Origin of the sequence: Pseudomonas sp. CJQ_9, assembly GCF_043106615.1 — a bacterium.
GTDB lineage: Bacteria > Pseudomonadota > Gammaproteobacteria > Pseudomonadales > Pseudomonadaceae > Aquipseudomonas > Aquipseudomonas juntendi.
The window spans coordinates 58684-79758 of record NZ_JBICMS010000027.1 but is presented as its reverse complement, the minus strand read 5'-3'; the positions used below and the strand labels follow the sequence as shown (position 1 = coordinate 79758).

Annotated in this window: 21 protein-coding genes and 1 tRNA gene; 12 read left to right on the top strand and 10 right to left on the bottom strand. The window is 62.3% G+C overall.

The genetic code is table 11. From position 1 onward, the window contains the following. Positions 1-109: 109 nt before the first annotated feature. Positions 110-197 (bottom strand) — tRNA-Ser (locus ACF8SD_RS04950). Between the two features lie 132 nt (positions 198-329). On the opposite strand from ACF8SD_RS04950, the gene ACF8SD_RS04945 reads away from it, so the two are divergent. The 8 genes from ACF8SD_RS04945 to ACF8SD_RS04910 all read left to right on the top strand — a co-directional run bounded on the left by ACF8SD_RS04945 (position 330) and on the right by ACF8SD_RS04910 (position 6309). Next, positions 330-1001, top strand: coding sequence for a Bax inhibitor-1/YccA family protein (locus ACF8SD_RS04945; protein ID WP_003251184.1), 672 nt, complete (start codon positions 330-332; stop codon positions 999-1001). A gap of 250 nt (positions 1002-1251) precedes the next feature. After that, the gene (locus tag ACF8SD_RS04940) at positions 1252-2631 is read left to right on the top strand and encodes a nucleobase:cation symporter-2 family protein (protein ID WP_173888372.1); all 1380 of its coding nucleotides are present in this window, start codon (positions 1252-1254) and stop codon (positions 2629-2631) included. 230 nt (positions 2632-2861) lie between these two features. Further along, positions 2862-3254, top strand: coding sequence for a sulfurtransferase complex subunit TusD (gene tusD, locus ACF8SD_RS04935; RefSeq protein ID WP_392483972.1), 393 nt, complete (start codon positions 2862-2864; stop codon positions 3252-3254). A gap of 1 nt (position 3255) precedes the next feature. Then, entirely contained in the window at positions 3256-3615 is a 360-nt protein-coding gene (gene tusC / locus ACF8SD_RS04930) for a sulfurtransferase complex subunit TusC (RefSeq protein ID WP_173888368.1), read from the top strand. Further along, a complete protein-coding gene (gene tusB, locus ACF8SD_RS04925) occupies positions 3615-3911 on the top strand; it encodes a sulfurtransferase complex subunit TusB (protein ID WP_173888366.1) in 297 nt (98 codons plus the stop codon). Before tusC ends, tusB begins: the two co-directional genes overlap by 1 nt. Further along, on the top strand, positions 3908-4243 hold the full coding sequence (locus ACF8SD_RS04920) for a TusE/DsrC/DsvC family sulfur relay protein (protein ID WP_173888364.1): 336 nt from the start codon (positions 3908-3910) through the stop codon (positions 4241-4243). The genes tusB and ACF8SD_RS04920 overlap by 4 nt, the downstream gene beginning before the upstream one ends. An 11-nt stretch (positions 4244-4254) precedes the next feature. Then, a complete protein-coding gene (locus ACF8SD_RS04915) occupies positions 4255-5256 on the top strand; it encodes a glycosyl transferase family protein (RefSeq protein WP_173891674.1) in 1002 nt (333 codons plus the stop codon). A gap of 93 nt (positions 5257-5349) precedes the next feature. Continuing rightward, on the top strand, positions 5350-6309 hold the full coding sequence (locus ACF8SD_RS04910) for a glutathione S-transferase family protein (RefSeq protein ID WP_173888361.1): 960 nt from the start codon (positions 5350-5352) through the stop codon (positions 6307-6309). A 104-nt stretch (positions 6310-6413) separates the two neighbouring features. Here ACF8SD_RS04910 and cysG read toward each other — a convergent pair whose 3' ends face one another. From cysG to ACF8SD_RS04880, 6 genes are all read right to left on the bottom strand, one after another. Further along, complete coding sequence (gene cysG, locus ACF8SD_RS04905) at positions 6414-7805, bottom strand: siroheme synthase CysG (protein WP_009683104.1); 1392 nt, start codon at positions 7803-7805, stop codon at positions 6414-6416. Beyond that, the gene (serS, locus tag ACF8SD_RS04900; RefSeq protein WP_173888357.1) at positions 7806-9086 is read right to left on the bottom strand and encodes a serine--tRNA ligase; all 1281 of its coding nucleotides are present in this window, start codon (positions 9084-9086) and stop codon (positions 7806-7808) included. 30 nt (positions 9087-9116) lie between these two features. Next, positions 9117-9491 (bottom strand): fluoride efflux transporter CrcB, encoded by a 375-nt coding sequence (gene crcB / locus ACF8SD_RS04895; protein ID WP_173888355.1) that lies wholly within the window; start codon positions 9489-9491, stop codon positions 9117-9119. Then, entirely contained in the window at positions 9488-10813 is a 1326-nt protein-coding gene (locus tag ACF8SD_RS04890; protein WP_054904213.1) for a replication-associated recombination protein A, read from the bottom strand. Before ACF8SD_RS04890 ends, crcB begins: the two co-directional genes overlap by 4 nt. Positions 10814-10825: 12 nt before the next feature. Then, on the bottom strand, positions 10826-11449 hold the full coding sequence (gene lolA / locus ACF8SD_RS04885) for an outer membrane lipoprotein chaperone LolA (RefSeq protein ID WP_009683108.1): 624 nt from the start codon (positions 11447-11449) through the stop codon (positions 10826-10828). A 62-nt stretch (positions 11450-11511) separates the two neighbouring features. Beyond that, the gene (locus ACF8SD_RS04880; RefSeq protein WP_392483982.1) at positions 11512-14073 is read right to left on the bottom strand and encodes a DNA translocase FtsK; all 2562 of its coding nucleotides are present in this window, start codon (positions 14071-14073) and stop codon (positions 11512-11514) included. 323 nt (positions 14074-14396) lie between these two features. On the opposite strand from ACF8SD_RS04880, the gene aat reads away from it, so the two are divergent. From aat to infA, 3 genes are all read left to right on the top strand, one after another. After that, positions 14397-15080 (top strand): leucyl/phenylalanyl-tRNA--protein transferase, encoded by a 684-nt coding sequence (aat, locus tag ACF8SD_RS04875; RefSeq protein ID WP_054881605.1) that lies wholly within the window; start codon positions 14397-14399, stop codon positions 15078-15080. Between the two features lie 55 nt (positions 15081-15135). Then, complete coding sequence (locus ACF8SD_RS04870; RefSeq protein WP_173888348.1) at positions 15136-15843, top strand: arginyltransferase; 708 nt, start codon at positions 15136-15138, stop codon at positions 15841-15843. Between the two features lie 102 nt (positions 15844-15945). Then, positions 15946-16164, top strand: a complete 219-nt coding sequence (gene infA, locus ACF8SD_RS04865; RefSeq protein ID WP_002553999.1) for a translation initiation factor IF-1 — start codon at positions 15946-15948, stop codon at positions 16162-16164. Between the two features lie 84 nt (positions 16165-16248). Here the strand turns inward: infA and clpA are convergent, their stop codons facing one another. Then, positions 16249-18519, bottom strand: a complete 2271-nt coding sequence (gene clpA / locus ACF8SD_RS04860; protein ID WP_173888347.1) for an ATP-dependent Clp protease ATP-binding subunit ClpA — start codon at positions 18517-18519, stop codon at positions 16249-16251. A 30-nt stretch (positions 18520-18549) separates the two neighbouring features. Further along, the gene (gene clpS, locus ACF8SD_RS04855; RefSeq protein ID WP_009683116.1) at positions 18550-18912 is read right to left on the bottom strand and encodes an ATP-dependent Clp protease adapter ClpS; all 363 of its coding nucleotides are present in this window, start codon (positions 18910-18912) and stop codon (positions 18550-18552) included. A 230-nt stretch (positions 18913-19142) separates the two neighbouring features. Between clpS and cspD the strand changes: the two genes are divergently transcribed. Continuing rightward, positions 19143-19403: a cold shock domain-containing protein CspD gene (cspD, locus tag ACF8SD_RS04850; RefSeq protein ID WP_009683117.1), complete on the top strand. Its 261-nt coding sequence runs from the start codon at positions 19143-19145 to the stop codon at positions 19401-19403. 72 nt (positions 19404-19475) lie between these two features. On the opposite strand, the gene icd is transcribed toward cspD, so the two are convergent. Continuing rightward, complete coding sequence (icd, locus tag ACF8SD_RS04845; RefSeq protein ID WP_054912648.1) at positions 19476-20732, bottom strand: NADP-dependent isocitrate dehydrogenase; 1257 nt, start codon at positions 20730-20732, stop codon at positions 19476-19478. Positions 20733-21075: the final 343 nt, after the last annotated feature.

Genomic DNA, 21075 nt, shown 5'->3' with positions numbered 1-21075 from the left:
CCTTTGCAATCTACAGGAGCAACCGGCGCCGCTGATGCTGGCATGAGCATGAGGCGAAAAACCATCGCCCACAAAAAAGCCCCATTTTCAGGGGCTTTGATGAAGAATATGGCGGAAGCGTAGAGATTCGAACTCTAGGATAGTTGCCCATCGACGGTTTTCAAGACCGTTGCCTTAAACCACTCGGCCACGCTTCCAGCTCGTTTGCGGCCGCCATAATACCGTAATGAAACAAGCTGTCAAACTCTCTGTGTCGCGGGTTGCAATGGCTCTGGTAGACTCCCAGCATCTGAACGTTCGAAACCACAGGTTTACCAAGGAGTGTCGCCATGCGCGAACAGGATTATGCCGTACATCACGGCCAGCAGGTCGAGCAGCAGGAGATCAGCAAGGTCCTGCGCAACACGTACAGTCTGCTGGCGCTCACCCTCGCCTTCAGCGGCGTCATGGCCTTCGTTGCCCAGCAAATGCGTGTCGGCTACCCGAACGTGTTCGTGGTGCTGATCGGCTTCTACGGGCTGTTCTTCCTGACCAACAAGCTGCGTGATTCGGCCTGGGGCCTGGTCTCCACCTTCGCCCTTACCGGCTTCATGGGCTTCATTCTCGGCCCAATCCTCAACCGCTACCTGGGCATGGCCGGTGGTGCCGAGGTTGTCAGCTCGGCATTTGCCATGACTGCCCTGGTGTTCGGTGGTCTGTCGGCTTACGTACTGATTACCCGCAAGGACATGAGCTTCCTCAGTGGCTTCATCACTGCCGGCTTCTTCGTGCTGCTGGGTGCGGTCGTGGCCAGCTTCTTCTTCCAGATCAGCGGCCTGCAACTGGCGATCAGCGCCGGCTTCGTGCTGTTCTCGTCGGTGTGCATCCTGTTCCAGACCAGCGCGATCATTCACGGTGGTGAGCGGAACTACATCATGGCCACCATCAGCCTGTATGTGTCCATCTACAACCTGTTCGTCAGCCTGCTCCAGCTGTTTGGCATCATGGGGCGTGATGACTGATTGTTGTAGGTTGTGAGAAAGCCCGCTTCGGCGGGCTTTTTTGTGGGTGTGGGAAAGGCATGCCGGTGTTCGCCTTCAGCATGGGTTAACCGGCGCGGCAGTGCACATTCGCGGCAGGCAGTTTTTGACTGAAAAGTCAGGTAATTAGGCATAGGGTCGCCGATCATGTCGGCATCGTGCTTTGCTCTACCGCAATCTGCCTTCACCCCGTAGAATGCGCTCCTTTTTTCTTCAGGGGCAGCTTTCAGCCATGAGCACACATGAACACAGCCCAGCAGCATCGGCCCCCGCCAATGAGCTGGTGCTTGGCCTCGAGGACAAGCCTCGGCTGCTGATCGGCCTGCTGGCAGCGCTGCAACACCTGCTGGCGATCATCGTGCCGATCGTAACGCCCGGGCTGTTGATCTGCCAGGCGCTGGGGGTGTCCGCACGGGATACCAACCTGATCGTCTCCATGTCGCTGGTAATCTCCGGTATCGCCACATTCGTACAGTGCAAGCGCTTCGGGCCGTTTGGCGCCGGGTTGCTGATCGTGCAGGGCACCAGCTTCAACTTCGTGGGCCCGCTGATTGCCGGGGGTGCGCTGATGGTCAAGCAAGGCACGCCGGTCGAAGGTGTAATGGCCGCCATCTTTGGCGTGGTCATCGCTGGCTCGTTCGTCGAAATGGGTGTTTCGCGCATCCTGCCCTTCGTCAAACGCCTAATCACCCCGCTGGTCACCGGTATTGTCGTGCTGATGATCGGCCTGACGCTGATCAAGGTCGGCCTGATCAGCATGGGCGGTGGCTTCGGCGCCATGGCCAATGGCACCTTCGCCAATGGCGAGAACTTGCTACTGTCGGGTGTGGTGTTGGCAATCATCGTCATCCTCAACCGTATTCCACTGGTATGGATGCGCAGCTGTGCCATCCTCATTGCCCTGGCGGTCGGCTATGCCCTGGCGGGCTACCTGGGCCGCCTGGACTTCACCGGCATGCACCAAGCCGCGCTGTTCCAGCTGCCGACGCCGCTGCATTTCGGCCTGAGCTTCTCCTGGGCGCTGTTCATTCCGATGCTGGTGATCTACCTGGTGACGTCGCTGGAAGCGATTGGTGACGTCACCGCCACCAGCAAGGTATCGCGCCAGCCCGTCGATGGCCCAGTGTGGATGCAGCGCATCAAGGGTGGTGTGCTGGTCAACGGCGCCAACTCGTTGTTGGCGGGCTTGTTCAACACGTTCCCGAGCTCGATCTTTGCGCAGAACAACGGCGTGATTCAGCTCACAGGCATTGCCAGTCGCCATATCGGCATGTGGATTGCCGTAATGCTGGTGATATTGGGGCTGTTCCCCAGTGTTGCCGGGGTGATCCAGGCGGTGCCAGAACCGGTGCTGGGGGGTGCGGCAATGGTCATGTTTGGCGCGGTTGCAGCGTCGGGCATCAATATTCTGGCCAGCACCCGCCTGGACCGGCGTGCGCTGCTGATCATCGCCGTGTCGTTGGCGCTGGGCCTGGGTGTGGCGCAGGTGCCGGAGTTCCTGGCGCATATGCCGGCGGCGGTGCGCAATGTGCTGGAGTCGGGCGTGGCGACCGGTGGCATCTGTGCCCTGGTGCTGAACTGGTTCCTGCCGGAGAGCAAGGAACAGGCTTGAGGCCTGTTCCCTTCTGACAGGGCCTTGCGCAATCCCTGTAGGAGCGGCCTTGTGTCGCGAATGGGCTGCGAAGCAGCCCCAGCAATTTGTGCATTTGCGCTGAAGCCCCGGGGCTGCTTTGCAGCCCATCGCGACACAAGGCCGCTCCTTCAAAAGCCCGCGCCCGCATGCACAAGCGGGCGCGGGCTTTTTTGCTTTATCATGGCGGTAGTCCTTTGCATGAGTTACCCATGAAATTCGCTATCGCGGTATTCTCCCCGGCCCATGCGCCCTCCTCGCGGCGCGCCTTGCGCTATGCCGAGGCGGTGCTGGCCGGCGGGCATGAGATTGCCCGGCTCTTCTTCTATCAGGACGGGGTACACAGTGCCTCGGCCAACGTGGTCGCGCCCCAGGATGAAGTGGACGTGGCCGCGCAGTGGCGTGCCTTTATCGAGACCCACCAGCTGGACGCCGTGGTGTGCATCGCCGCCGCCTTGCGCCGTGGCGTGCTCGACGAGGCCGAGGCCAACCGCTATCAGCGCCCGGCCGTGAACCTGCCCAAGCCATGGGAGTTGTCCGGCCTGGGGCAACTGCATGAGGCCGCGCAAATCGCCGACCGCCTTGTCTGCTTTGGAGGCGACTGAAATGGCCAAATCCTTGTTGATCATCAGCCGCCAGGCGCCGTGGAACGGCCCATCTGCCCGCGAGGCGCTGGACATCGCCCTGGCCGGTGGCGCGTTCGACCTGCCGCTGGGCATGCTGTTCCTCGACGATGGCGTGTTCCAGCTAGCGCCAAACCAGCGACCTGCCGCCGTGCAACATAAGAACCTGGCCGCCAACCTGCAGGCGTTGCCGATGTTCGGCGTCGAAGAACTGTTCGCCTGCAACCACAGCCTCACCCGCCGTGGCCTGGCCGCCGACAGCCTGGCACTGCCCGTGCAAGTGCTGGATGACGCGGCACTGACCGCACTGATCGCCCGTTTTGACCAGGTGGTAACGCTCTGATGACGACCCTGCACGTAATTGCCCACTCCCCGTTCGGCGACGAGCGCCTGGCCAGTTGCCTGCGCCTGCTTGGCGCGAACGACGCCCTGCTGCTGTGCGGCGATGCGGTGTACGCCCTGCGCAGCGGCAGCGAAGCGTACCGCCAGTTGCAAGCCGCCAGCCTGGCCCAGCGCCTGTTCGCCCTGGACGAAGACCTGCAAGCCCGCGCGGTTGGCAACGAACTGGCCAAGGCCGTGGACTACGCCAGTTTCGTCGAACTGTCGCTGCACTACGACAAGGTCAACAGCTGGTTATGAATACCCTCACCGTTGCCGATCAGGCGATCGCCCTGGACAAGGACGGCTTCCTGGTCGACCTGCAAGACTGGTCCCATGCAGCCGCCGAGGCCCTTGCCGAGCGCGAGGGCATTGCGCTGACCGCGGACCACTGGGAAATCCTCGAACTGCTGCGACAGTTCTACCAGGAGTACCAGCTGTCCCCGGCCACCCGCCCAATGATCAAGTACACCGCCCTGAAGCTGGGCCCTGACAAGGGCAATAGTCCGCACCTGAACCGCCTGTTCAATGGCACCCCCGCCAAACTTGCCGCCAAGCTGGCGGGCCTGCCCAAGCCGACCAATTGCATATGACCCTGCCACCCTTGAATCAAGCCCGCCCGCTGACCCTGGAAACTCCGGCCGAACACCCGTTCGCTGAATTCGTGCGCATTCTTGGTAAAGGCAAGCGCGGCGCGCGCGGCCTTACCCGCGAGGAAGCACGGGCTGCCATGACCCTGCTGCTGGAAGGCAAGGTCGAGGACACCCAGCTGGGCGCCTTCCTGATGCTGCTGCGGCACAAGGAAGAAAGCGCCGAAGAGCTGGCCGGCTTCACCGAAGCGCTACGCGGCCACCTACAAGCCCCGCGCATTGCCGTGGACCTGGACTGGCCAACCTACGCTGGCAAGAAGCGCCACTTGCCCTGGTACCTGCTGGCCGCCAAATGCCTGGCCGGCAATGGCGTGCGCATCCTGATGCATGGCGGCGGCGCACACACGGCCGGGCGGCTGTACACCGAGCAATTGCTCGACCTGTTGCAGATCCCCCTGTGCCGCGACTGGGCAGCGGTCGACACCGCGCTGGGCCAACATCAGCTGGCGTTTTTCCCCTTGCACGACTGGGCACCGCAACTGCAGCGCATGATCGACCTGCGCAACACCCTGGGCCTGCGCTCGCCCATTCACTCCCTGGCGCGGGTGCTCAACCCGCTGGGCGCGCGGTGCGGCCTGCAAAGCATCTTCCACCCCGGTTACCAGGCGGTACACCGTGAGGCCAGCCGCCTGCTGGGCGACCATGCCGTGGTGATCAAGGGCGATGGCGGCGAGATCGAGGTCAACCCGGACGTCATCAGCCACCTCTACGGCACCACTGCCGGCGTAGCCTGGGATGAGGAATGGCCGGCGCTGAGCGAGCGCCGTCACGTCAAACCCGCCACGCTGCAACCGGAGCATTTGCTCGCCTTCTGGCGTGGTGAAGTGCAGGACAGCTACGGCGAGAAAGCGCTGATCGCGACCATGGCCTTGGCACTGCGTGGCCTGGAGCAGACCCGGGAACAGGCCTTCACCAACGCGCAGACCTATTGGGACAACCGTGATAGATCGATTTAGTCGATAACACTACCCGGATCTTTGCGCTATTACTTCGAACGATCTGGCCTAGACTGGGCTCCAACGACAAACCCTTTGTTCCAGGAGCTCACCATGGGCCTTTTGATCGACGGCCGCTGGCATGACCAGTGGTATGAAAACGGCAAGGACGGCACCTTCAAACGCGAAAACGCCCAGCGCCGCCATTCGTTGCCTGCCCCCGAAGCCGGCCGTTACCACCTGTACGTGTCGCTGGCCTGCCCTTGGGCCCACCGCACGTTGATCTTCCGCGCCATCAAAGGCCTGGCCCCGTTGATCGACGTTTCGGTGGTGAGCTGGCTGATGCAAGACCATGGCTGGACCTTCGACCAGCAGCAAGGCTCCAGCGGCGATCACCTCGATGCGCTGCAGTACCTTCACCAGCGTTACACCCAGGACGACCCGCACTATACCGGCCGGGTGACAGTACCCGTGTTGTGGGACAAGAAAGAGAAACGCATCGTCAACAATGAGTCGGCTGAGATCATTCGCATTTTCAACAGCGCGTTCAACGAGTTAACCGGCAACACCCTCGACCTGTACCCAGCGCCGCTGCGCCCGGCCATCGAGGCGCTGAACGAACGTATCTATCCGGCGGTGAACAACGGTGTGTATCGCGCCGGCTTCGCGACTACGCAGGAGGCCTACGAGGCGGCGTTCGATGACGTGTTCAACGAGCTGGATCATCTGGAAGAGTTGTTAGGCCGCAATCGCTACCTGGCGGGGGAATACCTGACTGAAGCCGATGTGCGCCTGTTCACCACGCTAGTGCGCTTCGACGCTGTGTATCACGGGCACTTCAAGTGCAACTTGCGGCGCCTCAGCGATTATCACAACCTGTCGAACTGGCTGCGCGAGCTGTACCAGTGGCCTGGGGTGGCGGGAACTGTAGATATGGAGCATATCCAGAAGCACTATTACATGAGCCACAAGACCATCAACCCGAACGGGATCGTGCCTAAGGGGCCGTTGCAGGATTTCAACCAGCCGCATGATCGGGAGCGGTTGGTGGGTGAAGGGATTTGGCAAGGTTGAGATCGTTGGGCTGCTTTGCAGCCCATCGCGACACAAGGCCGCTCCTACAGGGTGTGTAGGAGCGGCCTTGTGTCGCGATGGGCCGCAAAGCGGCCCCGGCGGCTTCAGCTGTTCTGCGAACCTTCAAACCAGGCCAGCTTGTCGCGCAACTGCACCACTTCCCCAACAATCACCAGGGTCGGCGCATGCACTTCATGCTGGGCCACCAGCTCCGGCAAGTCCGCCAAGGTACCGGTGAACACCCGCTGGTTACGCGTAGTGCCCTGCTGCACCAGGGCCGCCGGGGTACTGGCCGCACGCCCATGGCGAATCAGCTCTGCGCAGATCGTAGGCAAGCCCACCAAACCCATGTAGAACACCAGGGTCTGCGACGGCGCTACCAGGTCGTTCCATGGCAGGTTGCTGGTACCATCCTTGAGGTGCCCGGTCACGAAGCGCACCGACTGGGCATGGTCGCGATGGGTCAGTGGAATGCCGCCATAGGCGGAACAGCCACTGGCCGCCGTAATACCCGGCACCACCTGGAAGGGGATGCCATGCTCGGCCAGCTCTTCGATCTCTTCGCCACCGCGGCCAAAGATGAACGGGTCGCCGCCCTTCAGGCGCAGCACGCGCTTGCCTTGCTGGGCCAGGTCAACCAACAGGCGGTTGATCTGGTCCTGCGGTACAGCGTGGTCAGCGCGGCGCTTGCCAACATAGATACGCTCGGCATCACGCCGGCACATATCGATGATCGCCGGGGCCACCAGGCGGTCATACAGCACCACGTCGGCCTGCTGCATGAGGCGCAAGGCGCGGAAGGTGAGCAGGTCAGGGTCGCCTGGGCCCGCACCTACCAGGTACACCTCGCCCCCCTGCTGCACCGGTGCGCCCTCCACCATCGCCTGCAACAGGCGTTCGGCTTCGGCGCCCTGCCCGGCCAGCTGGCGCTCGGCGATCGGGCCCTGGAACACGGTCTCCCAGAAGCCGCGGCGCTGGTTCACGTCCGGATACAAGGACTTGACCTTGTGCCGGAACCGCGCCGCCAGCCCGGCCAGCTCACCGTAGGCAGCCGGGATCCACGCCTCCAGCTTGGCGCGAATCAGACGCGCCAGCACCGGAGCGTCCCCGCCACTGGAGACCGCAATCACCAACGGTGAACGGTCGACAATCGCCGGGAAGATCACCGTGCACAAGGCCGGCGCGTCCACCACGTTGACTGGCAGGCTGACGGCCTGCGCATCGGCCGACACCTGCGCGTTCAGCCCAGGGTCGTCAGTGGCGGCGATCACCAGCCGGCACCCGACCAGGTCGGCGGCCTGGTAGCCACGCACCAGCACCTCACCGCCACCTTCCCGCGCCAATGCAGCCAACTGACCGTCGACGTCCGGCGCCACCACGCGCAGCACACTCCCGGCATCGGCCAGCAAGCGCGCCTTGCGCAAGGCGATCTCACCGCCGCCGACGACCAGTACACGGCCGCCCTGCAGCTTGTGGAACAGCGGCAGATAATCCATTTAGCGGATGACCTCGACGCCGCCCATGTAAGGCTTCAGCACCTCTGGCACGCGGATCGAGCCGTCGGCCTGCTGGTAGTTTTCCAGCACCGCAACCAAGGTACGGCCAACCGCCAGGCCGGACCCGTTGAGGGTGTGTACCAGTTCTGGCTTGCCGGTTTCCGGGTTGCGCCAGCGGGCCTGCATGCGGCGCGCCTGGAAGTCGCCGCAGTTGGAGCACGAGCTGATTTCACGGTACTTGTCCTGGCTCGGCACCCACACTTCCAGGTCATAGGTTTTCACCGCGCCGAAGCCCATGTCGCCGGTGCACAGGGCCAGCACGCGGTACGGCAGCTCCAGCAGCTGCAGCACGCGCTCGGCGTTGGCCGTCAGCCCCTCCAGGGCTTCCATCGATTTCGCCGGCTCCACCACCTGCACCATCTCGACCTTGTCGAACTGGTGCTGGCGGATCATGCCGCGGGTGTCGCGGCCGGAAGCGCCCGCTTCACTGCGGAAGCACGGGGTGTGGGCAACCAGCTTAAGCGGCAGTTGCTTGGCGTCCAGAATCGCGCCTGCCACCAGGTTGGTCAGCGACACCTCGGCAGTCGGGATCAGGTAGAAGTCAGCCTCGCCTTCGCGGGTAATCTTGAACAGGTCTTCTTCGAACTTCGGCAACTGGCCAGTGCCCTGCAGCGCTGGGGCCTGCACCAGGTACGGGGTGTAGTGCTCCTCGTAACCATGCTCGCCGGTGTGCAGGTTGATCATGAACTGCGCCAGGGCGCGGTGCAGGCGGGCAATCGGCCCGCGCAGCACGGCAAAGCGTGCGCCGGACAGCTTGGCGGCGGCTTCAAAGTCCAGGCCACCGCTGAGTTCACCCAGGGCAACGTGGTCCTTGATGTCGAAATCGAAGGTTTTCGGGGTGCCCCAACGGCGCACTTCAACGTTGTCGTCTTCGCTGGCACCGACCGGTACGCTGGCATCCGGCAAGTTGGGAATGGTCAGCAGGATGCCGTCCAGCTCGGCCTGGATCTCGTCCAGTTCGGCCTTGCCGGCCGCCAGCTCATTGGCCATGCGCTCGACATCGGCCATCAGTGGGGCGATGTCTTCACCCTTGGCTTTTGCCTGGCCGATGGACTTGGAACGGGCGTTACGCTCGGCCTGCAGTTGCTCGGTACGGGTCTGCACCGCCTTGCGGCGTTCTTCCAGTGATTCGATGCGCGCGACATCCAGGCTGAAGCCACGGGAGGCCAGGCGATCCGCCACTTCCTGAAGTTGGCCGCGTAACAGTTTGGAATCGAGCATATCGTTCTCTCGTTATAGGTAGGTGTTGGTTCAGAAACGGGTCAGGGACAGGCCAGCCCAGGTCGCGAGCAGCCCGCCCACTACGCTGATAGTGGTATAGCCCAAGGCCAGCGGCACTTGCCCGCTTTCCATCAGGCGCACGGTATCGAGCGAAAAAGAGGAAAAAGTTGTAAGGCCACCAAGGAAGCCGACGATCAAGCCGGCGCGCAACTCGACCGGCGCCAGCGGCTTGTGCAGGAACAAGCCGTAGAGCAGGCCGATCAGCAGGCAGCCAACCAGGTTGACCGCCAGCGTACCGGCATAGAAGTGCCGTGGCCAGTGGGCGGTGACCCAATTGGCGGTGGCGAAGCGCAGCAACGTACCGGCCACGCCCCCGGCACTCACGGCAGCGATCAAGGCAATCATGGTTTTCTCCGCTGACGGGGGCTATTGCGGTCAAGGTCGGCCAGGTGACGCAGCTTCTCGCCGATTTTCAGTTCCAGGCCGCGCGGCACGGGCTGGTAGTACTGGCGCGGCTCGAGTGCATCGGGGAAGTAGTCCTCACCGGCCGCATAGGCGTCGGGCTCATCGTGGGCGTAGCGGTACTCGTCGCCGTAACCCAGTTGCTTCATGAGCTTGGTGGGCGCATTGCGCAAGTGCAGCGGCACTTCCAGCGAGCCATGCTCGGCGGCTTCGCGCAGGGCGGTCTTGAAGCCCATGTACACCGCGTTGCTCTTCGGTGCACAGGCCAGGTAGGTGATGGCCTGGGCCACCGCCAGCTCGCCTTCGGGGCTGCCCAGGCGCTCTTGGACATCCCAGGCCGCCAGGCACAAGCCGAGCGCCCGCGGGTCGGCGTTGCCAATGTCTTCGCTGGCCATGCGCACCACACGGCGGGCGATGTACAGCGGGTCGCAGCCGCCGTCGAGCATGCGCGCGAACCAGTAGAGGGCGCCGTCCGGGTTGGAGCCGCGTACCGATTTGTGCAGCGCGGAAATCTGGTCGTAGAAGGCTTCGCCGCCCTTGTCGAAACGGCGACGGCTGTCGCCCAACAGGCTCTGCAGCATCTCGACGTCGATTTCACTGCCATCTTCGGCCAGGTCCGAGGCGTTTTCGAGAAAATTGAGCATGCGCCGGCCGTCGCCGTCTGCGGCGGCCATCAGCATCTTGAAGGCATCGTCGCCCACCCGCAGGTTGCGCTTGCCCAGGCCACGCTCCTCGGTGAGGGCGCGGTCGACCAGCTTGCGCAACGCCGCCTCGTCCAGGCTCTTGAGCACGTACACCCGCGCCCGCGACAACAGTGCGTTGTTGAGCTCGAACGAGGGGTTTTCGGTGGTGGCGCCAATGAACAGCAGGGTGCCGTCTTCCACATATGGCAAGAAGGCATCCTGCTGCGACTTGTTGAAGCGGTGCACCTCGTCGACGAACAAAATGGTGCGCCGGCCGTATTGCCCTGCCTGCTGCTTGGCAACCTCCACCGCCTGGCGAATTTCCTTGACCCCGGCCAGTACCGCCGACACGGTTTCGAAATGCGCATCACAGAACTGCGCCAGCAGCCGCGCCAGGGTGGTTTTGCCTACCCCTGGCGGGCCCCAGAAGATCATCGAGTGCAGCGCGCCTTGCTCCAATGCCTCGCGCAGCGGTTTGCCGCGCGCCAGCAGGTGCTCCTGGCCTACGTACTCGTCCAGGTTGGACGGGCGCAGGCGGGCCGCCAGAGGCTGGGCGACAGGTTCGCTTCGAAACAGGTCCATGGCGAGCTCTGGTTACTCCTTGATCACGTCCGCGCCTTTGGGGATGTCGAACTTGAACCTGCTGTCCGGCACCGCCTGGTTGGCCTTGACGCCATTGAACAGGATGTTGGTGCGCTGGCCGACGCTGTCGATCAGCTGCATGTCATTGATCAGGCCCTTGCGGAACGACACGCGCAGCGAGTCGAACAAGGTGTCCTTGGTTTTCGGCTTGAGGGTGAAGTCCATGACTTCGCCCTGCTCCTTCGAGGTGATGTCGAAACTCTGGCTGATCTTCGACACATCACCCGACAGCAGCAGCGCCGGGGTCTGGTTCAGGCGCACGTCGAGCTTCTTGATGGTGGCCTGTTCCAGGTCCGGGTCCCACAGGGTGACGTTCTTGCCGTCCGACACCACCACTTGCTCCTGCGGTGCGTCGGTATGCCAGTAGAACAGGCCCGGACGCTTGACGGTCATCTTGCCCGAGGTTTCTTGCAGGCTGGTGCCATCGGCGCCCAAGGTCAGCTGGGAGAAATTGGCCTCGATAGTCTGTGACTTTTCCAGCAACTGGGTCAGGCGTTGCACATCTTGCTCACCGGCGTAAGCGGTAACCGAGCCCAGGGTCAGGGCAGAAACCAACAGCATGCGAATCGCGCGCATGGGAATCCTCATTGAGCATTGAAAAGGCCGGGCATCAACACTGGCGCCCGGCAGGGTGTTCATCAGTCGCGCGGGCCGCCTGGGGCAATTACTTCCCGCGAGCCGTTGCTGTTCATCGGGGTAACCACGCCGGCCATCTCCATCGACTCGATCATGCGAGCAGCACGGTTGTAGCCAATCTTCAGTTTGCGCTGCACGGCAGAAATGGAAGCACGCCGGCTCTCGAGCACGAACTGCACCGCTTCATCATACAGCGCATCGGTTTCGGCATCGTCGCCATCACCGCCACCGCCGCCGCCGTCGAAGCCGCTGCCGGCCTCTTCCACGCCATTGAGAATGTCGTCGTTGTAGTCTGGGGCGCCGCGCAGCTTCCACGCCTCTACCGTGCGATGCACCTCGTCATCGGAAACGAACGCGCCATGCACCCGGATCGGCAGGCTGGTACCCGGCGGCATGTACAGCATGTCACCGTGGCCCAGCAGTTGTTCGGCACCGCCCTGGTCGATGATGGTCCGCGAGTCGATCTTGCTCGACACCTGGAAGGCCATGCGGGTCGGGATGTTGGCCTTGATCAGACCGGTAATCACGTCCACCGACGGGCGCTGGGTGGCGAGGATAAGGTGAATACCCGCCGCGCGCGCTTTCTGCGCGATACGGGCGATCAACTCTTCGACCTTCTTGCCGACAATCATCATCATGTCAGCGAATTCGTCGACCACTACCACGATGGTCGGCAGGGTTTTCAGCGCCGGCGGCTCATCGTCCATGCTTTCGCGGCGATACAGCGGGTCGTGGATGATTTCCCCGGCTTCCTGGGCGTCCTTGATCTTGCGGTTGAAGCCGGCCAGATTACGCACACCCATGGCCGCCATCAGCTTGTAGCGGCGCTCCATCTCGGCCACGCTCCAGCGCAGGGCGTTGGCGGCGTCCTTCATGTCGGTGACCACCGGGCACAACAGGTGCGGAATGCCTTCGTAGATCGACAGCTCGAGCATTTTCGGGTCGATCATGATCAGCCGTGCGTCTTCCGGGCTGGACTTGAACAGGATCGACAGGATCATCGCGTTGACCCCCACCGACTTACCGGAACCCGTGGTACCGGCCACCAGCAGGTGGGGCATCTTGGCCAGATCGGTAATTACCGGTTTGCCGCCAATGTCGTGGCCAAGGGCCAGGGTGACAGGGGACTTCTGCTCGTCGTACTGCGGCGTGGCCAGCACTTCGGAGAAACGCACCATCTGGCGGTTTTCGTTGGGGATCTCGATACCCACGGTGGTCTTGCCGGGGATTACCTCGACCACACGCACGCTGGTCACCGCCAGCGACCGTGCCAGGTCCTTGGCCAGGTTGGCGATACGGCTGACCTTGACGCCAGCGGCAGGCTGGATTTCGTAACGGGTGATCACCGGGCCCGGGTGGATCGAGTCCACCGAGACCTCAACGCCGAATTCCTTGAGCTTGATTTCCAGCAGCTGACCGACACCGGCCAGGGATTCTGGCGAGTACTCGATCTTCTTCTGTTCGGCCGGGTCGAGGATGGATATCGACGGCAGCGTGCCTTCCACGGCGCTGTCGATGAACAGCGGCGTCTGTTTCTCTTTCATCACCCGCTTGCTCGGCTCTGGCGCCTTGTCCACGGCCGGGGGCACGATGGTTGGCGTGGACGACGCTACTCGGGCAAGGCTTGGCTCGCGGGGGGGCACCACCGGCTCGCGGGCCAGGGCCGGTTCGCGGAGCGGGGCCGCGGGCTCGCGCCCGAGGGTCGGCTCGCGGGGCTCGACCGCCGGTGCCGGCGCCTCTTCGCGCTTGAAGATGCGCTCACGCAGCGCCGGTTTGGCGGGTTCGCGTTTCTCGGCGACCGTTGGCGCGGCCTTCACCACAGGCTCATCCTCGCGCAACTGCGCCTCGAGGCGCTTGCGTTCGTTGCGGGCTTCCCACCAACGATTGGCGGCGCCCTGCACCAGTTCGAACAGGTCGAGGGTGATCTTGCCCGTCAGGTCCATCACCTTGAACCACGACAGGTCGGTGAAAACGGTCAGGCCGAACAGGAACAGGGCAATGAACATCAGCGTACTGCCCTGCACGTTCAGCAGGTTGCGCGCCAGGTCGCCAAGGCTTTCGCCCAGGGCGCCGCCGGCAGAAAACGGCAAGCTCGCAGGCGAATGGAAGTGGATGTGCGCCAGCGCGGCCCCCGACAGCACCAGGAATACCAGGCCGATCAGCCGCCAGGAAAACAGCCAGCCGCTCCAGTCCCAGGGCTGATGGCGCTGGCGGAAGATCTGCCAGGTTTTCACCGCCAGCAGCAGCGGGAAGATATAGGCGAAGTAACCCAATACCATGAACAGGATGTCGGCAAAGTAGGCACCGGCACGCCCGGCGGCGTTCTGCACCTGGTCGACGGTGGCGGTGTGGCTGAAGCCCGGATCCGAAGTGTCGTAGGTCAGCAGCGCCATCCACAGGTACAGGCACAGAGCGCCAACGGCGATCAACGCACCTTCTTTGAGGCGATAGTGCAGCTGCTGCCGCCACAGGGGCACGGGCAAGGGAGCTGGGGTTGCGGTGGATTTCTTCAAAACACGTCTATTCCTGCGCGTGCTGCGCGTCCAATAGTGCTCGGCCGGCAGTGCGGCCAATGAACCACTACTTTTAACATTACTGCCCGCCCACTGCCATGACGGCGCGCCGTAAGGCGCTCAAGCGGGGGCGACTTTCACATGCCTGCAATTTGAGCACGCATTTTCTTTCGTGACAAAGGCTTATGCTGTGTTTTTGCACAGGTATGACAGCAAATGTAGCGGATGGTGCCTGCGGTTTCATCAATGCGCAGGAAATTGCCCGAATTCCGCGGCCGCGCTGCCCCCGGCCGCCGCTGCGGGCGCTCAGCCATTGACCCTGCCCGGTGCGCACGCCATGCTGCCCGCTCCCCTCCCCCACCGCACGATAGACCATGCTCACCTGGCTGACCCGCGACTCGCTGACCTTCCCACCCCTGGAAAAGGCCCTGCACGAACCCAACGGCCTGCTCGCCGCCGGCGGCGACCTGAGCCCCGAACGGCTGGTGCAGGCCTACCGCCATGGCTGCTTCCCCTGGTACCAGGACGGCCAGCCGATCCTGTGGTGGTCACCCGACCCGCGCACGGTGTTGCTGCCCGACCAGCTTCACGTATCGCGCTCGCTGGCCAAGCTGATGCGCCAGGGGCGCTACCAGGTCAGTTTCGACAGCGACTTCCCGGCGGTAATCGATGCCTGCGCCGCCCCCCGCGATTACGCCGACGGCACCTGGATCACCGACACCATGCGCAACGCCTACTGCGAACTGCACCGTCGCGGCATTGCCCATTCGGTTGAGGTACGCCAGCACGGCGAACTGGTCGGTGGCCTGTACGGCCTGGCCATGGGCCAACTGTTCTTCGGCGAATCGATGTTCAGCCGCGCCGACAACGCCTCCAAGGTCGGTTTCGTGACCCTGGTCGAGCACCTGCGCCAGGCCGGCTTCGTACTGATCGACTGCCAGATGCCCACCAACCACCTGCACAGCCTCGGCGCCCATGCCATCAGCCGCGCCGAGTTCGCCCGCTACCTGGCCCGCCACCTCGACCAGCCCAACAGCGCGACTTGGGTGGTCGCCTAGGCGGTTTTCCCTGGCTGGCTTACACTTAGAACAAAGTCTCACCGAGGGGTTGATCATGACAGAGTTGGCGCGGTTGAAGTTCTATGCCACTCAACCCCACACCTGCAGTTACCTGCCCGACGAGCAGGCAACCACACTGTTCCTCGACCCCAGCCAGCCGATGGACGTGAACGTCTATGCCGACTTGTCGGACATGGGTTTCCGCCGCAGCGGCGACCACTTGTATCGCCCCCACTGCCAGAACTGCAACGCCTGCGTACCGGCGCGCATTCCCGCAGCCCGCTTCATTCCCAACCGCCAGCAGCGGCGCATCCTCAAGCGCAATGCCGACCTCACCGTGAGCGCAGCGCGCCCGGCGTTCAAGGAAGAGTACTTCGAGTTGTACCGGCGTTACATCGAAACCCGCCATGCCGACGGTGACATGTACCCACCCAGCCGCGACCAGTTTTCCACCTTCCTGGTGCGGGACCTGCCCTTCTGCTGGTTCTACGAATTTCGCCTGGCCGGCCGACTGATGGCAGTGGCCGTGTGCGACGTACTGCCCAATGGCCTGTCAGCGGTCTACACCTTCTACGAGCCCGACGAAGAGCGTCGCAGCCTGGGCCGTTTCGCCATTCTCTGGCAAATTGGCGAAGCCCTGCGCAAGGATCTGGAGGCGGTGTACCTGGGCTACTGGATCAAGAACTGCAAGAAGATGAATTACAAGACACAGTATCGGCCCATCGAATTGTTGATAAACCAGCGCTGGGTCACCCTCAACTGAAAGCATTGGCTTGACACACAGTTTTCCGGCATAATCCACGCCACTTTTTTGCCCGGTGCGGTTATGCGTCGGGCCAACACTGGACACCGAGGGCTCAACTGCATGTCGAAAGAAGACAGCTTCGAAATGGAAGGTACTGTCGTCGACACCCTGCCCAACACCATGTTCCGCGTGGAGTTGGAAAACGGGCACGTCGTAACCGCGCACATCTCCGGAAAGATGCGCAAAAACTACATCCGTATTCTCACTGGCGACAAGGTCCGCGTCGAACTGACGCCTTATGACCTGAGCAAGGGCCGCATCACCTACCGTGCGCGCTAAGCTCCAGCCATGAAAAAGCCCGGCCAAGTGCCGGGCTTTTTCATGGCTTCAAGTTTCTAAGGGGCTGCGTTGCAGCCCCATGTATCACGCTACTTCAGCCGTGGTCTCGAAGTCGAACACCAGCTCGCCATCGCGCAAGTCGACGTGCACCACACCGCCATGCTCGGCCAACTCACCAAACAGGATCTCCTCGGCCAGCGGCCGCTTGATCTTGTCCTGAATCAACCGCGCCATCGGCCGCGCGCCCATCTGCACGTCATACCCCGAAGCCGCCAGCCAGCCGCGGGCCTCATCGCTGACCTCAAGCAGCACCCGCTTGTCTTCCAGCTGCGCCTGCAGTTCGATAAGGAACTTGTCGACGATGCTCTTGATGGTTTCGGTGCTCAGGCGGCCAAACTGGATGATGGTGTCCAGGCGGTTGCGGAATTCTGGCGTGAAGCTCTTGCGGATCACTTCCATCGCATCGGACGCATGGTCCTGATGGGTGAAGCCGATCGAGGCCCGCGCCGCGGTTTCCGCGCCGGCGTTGGTGGTCATGATCAGGATCACATTACGGAAGTCGGCCTTGCGCCCGTTGTTGTCGGTAAGGGTGCCGTGGTCCATCACCTGCAGCAGCAGGTTGAAGACTTCCGGATGAGCCTTCTCGATTTCGTCGAGCAGCAACACGCAGTGCGGCTGCTTGGTAATCGCCTCGGTCAGCAGACCACCCTGGTCGAACCCAACATAGCCAGGTGGTGCACCGATCAACCGCGAAACCGTGTGGCGCTCCATGTACTCGGACATGTCGAAGCGCACCAGCTCCACACCCAGCGCCTTGGCCAATTGCCGGGCCGCTTCGGTCTTGCCGACGCCTGTAGGGCCGGCAAACAGGAACGAACCCACCGGCTTGTCAGGGGCCTTGAGGCCGGCACGCGACAGCTTGATGGCCGTGGACAGCGAATCGATGGCCTGGTCCTGACCGAAAACGGTCAGCTTCAGGTCGCGCTCCAGGTTACGCAGCAGTTCCTTGTCGGAGCTGCTGACATGCTTCGGCGGAATTCGCGCAATCTTGGCGACGATGTCCTCCACCTGCGGCACATCGATGCGCTTGACGCGGCTGGCTTCCGGTTGCAGGCGCTGGTAGGCGCCAGCTTCGTCGATCACATCGATGGCCTTGTCCGGCATGTGCCGGTCATTGATGTAGCGCGAGGCCAGCTCAGCGGCGGCGCGCAGGGCTTCGTCGCTGTACTCGATGTTGTGGTGGCTTTCGAACCGCCCTTTCAGGCCACGCAGGATGCCCACGGTGTCTTCAACCGAGGGTTCGCTGACGTCTACCTTCTGGAAGCGCCGCGCCAAGGCGCGGTCCTTCTCGAAAATGCCACGGAATTCCTGGAAGGTCGTGGAGCCGATGCAGCGGATTTCACCCGAAGACAACAGCGGCTTGAGCAGGTTGGACGCATCCATTACCCCACCCGACGCCGCACCGGCACCGATGATGGTGTGGATCTCATCGATGAACAGAATGGCCTGCGGGCGCTTGCGCAGCTCGCCAAGCAGCGCCTTGAAGCGCTTCTCGAAGTCGCCGCGGTACTTGGTACCGGCCAGCAGCGCGCCCAGGTCGAGCGAGTACACCACGCTCTGTGCCAGCAGGTCAGGCACCTGGCCATCGACAATACGCTTGGCCAGCCCTTCGGCAATCGCCGTTTTGCCCACCCCGGCCTCACCCACCAGCAGCGGGTTATTCTTGCGGCGGCGGGCAAGGATCTGTGCAACGCGCTCCACTTCCTGCTCGCGGCCTACCAGCGGGTCGATACGGCCGGCACGCGCCAGCTCGTTGAGGTTGCTGGCATAGGCGTCCAGCGGGTTGCTGGAAGAAGAGGTTTCACCGCCCTCTTCATCCTGCATGTCCTGGTCGCTTTCGGATTGCGAGCCATGCCCCGGCACCTTCGAAATGCCATGGGCGATGTAGTTGACCACATCGATGCGGGCCACGCTCTGCTGCTTGAGCAGGAACACGGCCTGGCTTTCCTGTTCGCTGAAGATTGCCACCAGCACGTTGGCGCCGGTCACCTCGCGCTTGCCAGAGCTTTGTACGTGGAACACGGCGCGTTGCAGCACACGCTGGAACCCCAGAGTTGGCTGGGTTTCCCTGTCTTCATCGTTGACAGGAATCAGCGGTGTGGTCGAATCGATGAACTCTTGCAGGTCGTGCTTGAGCTTGTCGAGATTGGCGCCACAGGCGCGCAGAACGGTCGCGGCAGCCTCATTGTCCAGGAGTGCCAGCAGCAGATGTTCGACGGTCATGAATTCATGACGCTTCGAACGGGCCTCCTTGAAGGCAAGATTGAGGGTGACTTCGAGCTCGCGGTTTAACATAGCTTCACCTCATACCCAAGTGGTCGGCGATTAACCGTCCTTCTCGATTTCACAGAGTAGCGGATGCTGGCTTTCCCTGGCGTATTGGTTGACCTGCATAGCCTTCGTTTCGGCGATGTCGCGGGTAAACAATCCGCACACTGCCCGCCCCTCGGTATGGACGGTCAGCATGATCTTGGTCGCCAGCTCGCGGTTCAGACTGAAGAACGTCTCGAGCACTTCGACGACGAAATCCATCGGTGTGTAGTCATCGTTGAACAAAACCACCTTGTACATCGGTGGCGCCTGCAGGATCGGCTTGGCTTCCTGAACCGCCAGACCGGAGCCATCGTCCTCATTCGATTGGGGACGATCCTGATTGAATGTTAGTCGAATCTGGCTGTGTGCATGCATGGAAAGAATTTCATCACATCGACAGGTTAAGGTTGTGGGTTGACCCTGCGAACGGCCATTGGTGCAGCCGCTGCATGACCTTGACTATCGGCAAAACGGTGTTACAACCAATAGGAACCCACCGTGGTCGATAAAGATCCGCGCAGTCAACCAGATTTTTTCGCAAGGTTCGTATGCGGATGAAGTGGATGATACTCCAGTGATGGAGTCCTTTGCAGAGGGACATAGGGATGGCAAGCGGTAAAGTCAAGTGGTTCAACAATGCCAAGGGCTATGGATTCGTCAATGAAGAGGGCAAGAACGACGACTTGTTCGCTCATTATTCAGCCATCCAGATGGACGGGTACAAGACGCTCAAGGCCGGCCAGGCCGTGACCTTCGACGTCATCCAAGGCCCGAAAGGTCTACATGCCGTCAATATCAGCAGCGCATCCACGGCTGCGCCCGCTCCGGCCAGTGCACAGCCCGCCGGCAGCACGGCCGACGCCTGACCGACTGCTCTGCCAGCGGGTAAACGAAAAGAAAGGCCGCTTCTTTACCAGAAGCGGCCGTTTCACATTCGCTTACATATGTTTGATCATAGCGTCGCCGAAGCCTGAACTTCCCACCAGCGTGGCACCGTCCATCAGGCGCTCGAAGTCGTAAGTCACAGTCTTGGCCGCAATCGCGCCATTGGTGCCTTTGATGATCAGGTCGGCGGCCTCGGTCCAGCCCATGTGGCGCAGCATCATTTCTGCCGAAAGAATCACCGAACCCGGGTTGACCTTGTCCTGCCCGGCATACTTGGGCGCCGTGCCGTGGGTAGCCTCGAACATGGCCACGGTGTCGGACAGGTTGGCCCCCGGGGCGATACCGATGCCGCCCACCTCCGCCGCCAGGGCGTCAGACAAATAGTCGCCGTTGAGGTTGAGCGTGGCGATCACGTCGTACTCGGCCGGGCGTAGCAGGATCTGCTGGAGCATGGCGTCGGCAATGGCGTCCTTGACGATGACTTCGCGGCCGGTCTTGGGGTTGTTGAACTTCATCCACGGCCCGCCGTCGAGCAACTCGGCACCGAACTCGTCACGCGCCACTTCGTAGCCCCAGTCCTTGAAGGCACCTTCGGTGAACTTCATGATGTTGCCCTTGTGCACCAGCGTCAGCGACTCACGGTCGTTATCCACCACGTATTGCAGGGCTTTGCGTACCAGACGCTTGGTCCCTTCGCGGGAAACCGGCTTGATACCAATGCCGCAGTCCTGGTCGAAGCGGATCTTGGTAACGCCCATTTCCTCCTTGAGGAACTTGATCACCTTGTCTGCTTCCGGCGAACCGGCCTTCCATTCGATGCCGGCATAAATGTCTTCGGAGTTCTCCCGGAAGATCACCATGTCGACATCCCCCGGTTTTTTCACCGGGCTTGGCACACCTTGGAACCACAGCACAGGGCGCAGGCACACATACAGGTCCAACTGCTGGCGCAAAGCCACGTTCAGCGAACGGATGCCGCCACCCACCGGGGTGGTCAGCGGGCCCTTGATCGACACCACGTAGTCACGCACCGCGTCGAGGGTTTCCTGCGGCAGCCAGGTGTCCTGGTCATAGACGTGGGTGGCCTTTTCGCCGGCGTACACCTCCATCCAGGCGATCTTGCGCTTGCCGCCATAGGCCTTCTGCACAGCGGCATCGACCACCTTGATCATCACCGGTGAGACATCAACGCCGATCCCGTCGCCTTCGATGTAGGGAATGATCGGCTGGTCGGGCACGTTGAGCGAATGGTCTGCATTGACGGTGATCTTGGCGCCGTCGGTCGGAACCTTGATTTTCTGGTATGCCATGCTTGCACTACTCCGCTATCGGGTGTGGGTTGGACATCACGCGTTGCAATGAGCCTAAACCACATCTGCCGACCTGCAAGCTGTGGGCGTGGGCGCGCCCGCGCAGAACACCCCGCCGGCGCTGCGGCATTACGCCACATTGCCCCTCAGTCTTTGGTCTTATAAATGGGCCGATATCACTTGGCCTTGCTGATTAGGCCAAATGGTTTGATATACTCCGCCGCGACCGTTGGGTCATCGGGGCGAATCCCAGGAAAATGCGGACCGCCCTAGGCCGTGATCGGCCAAAAAGCCGGGCCTTTCCCGCCTGGCTGCCAACGCCTGGGCTGTTACCGCAGTTCAG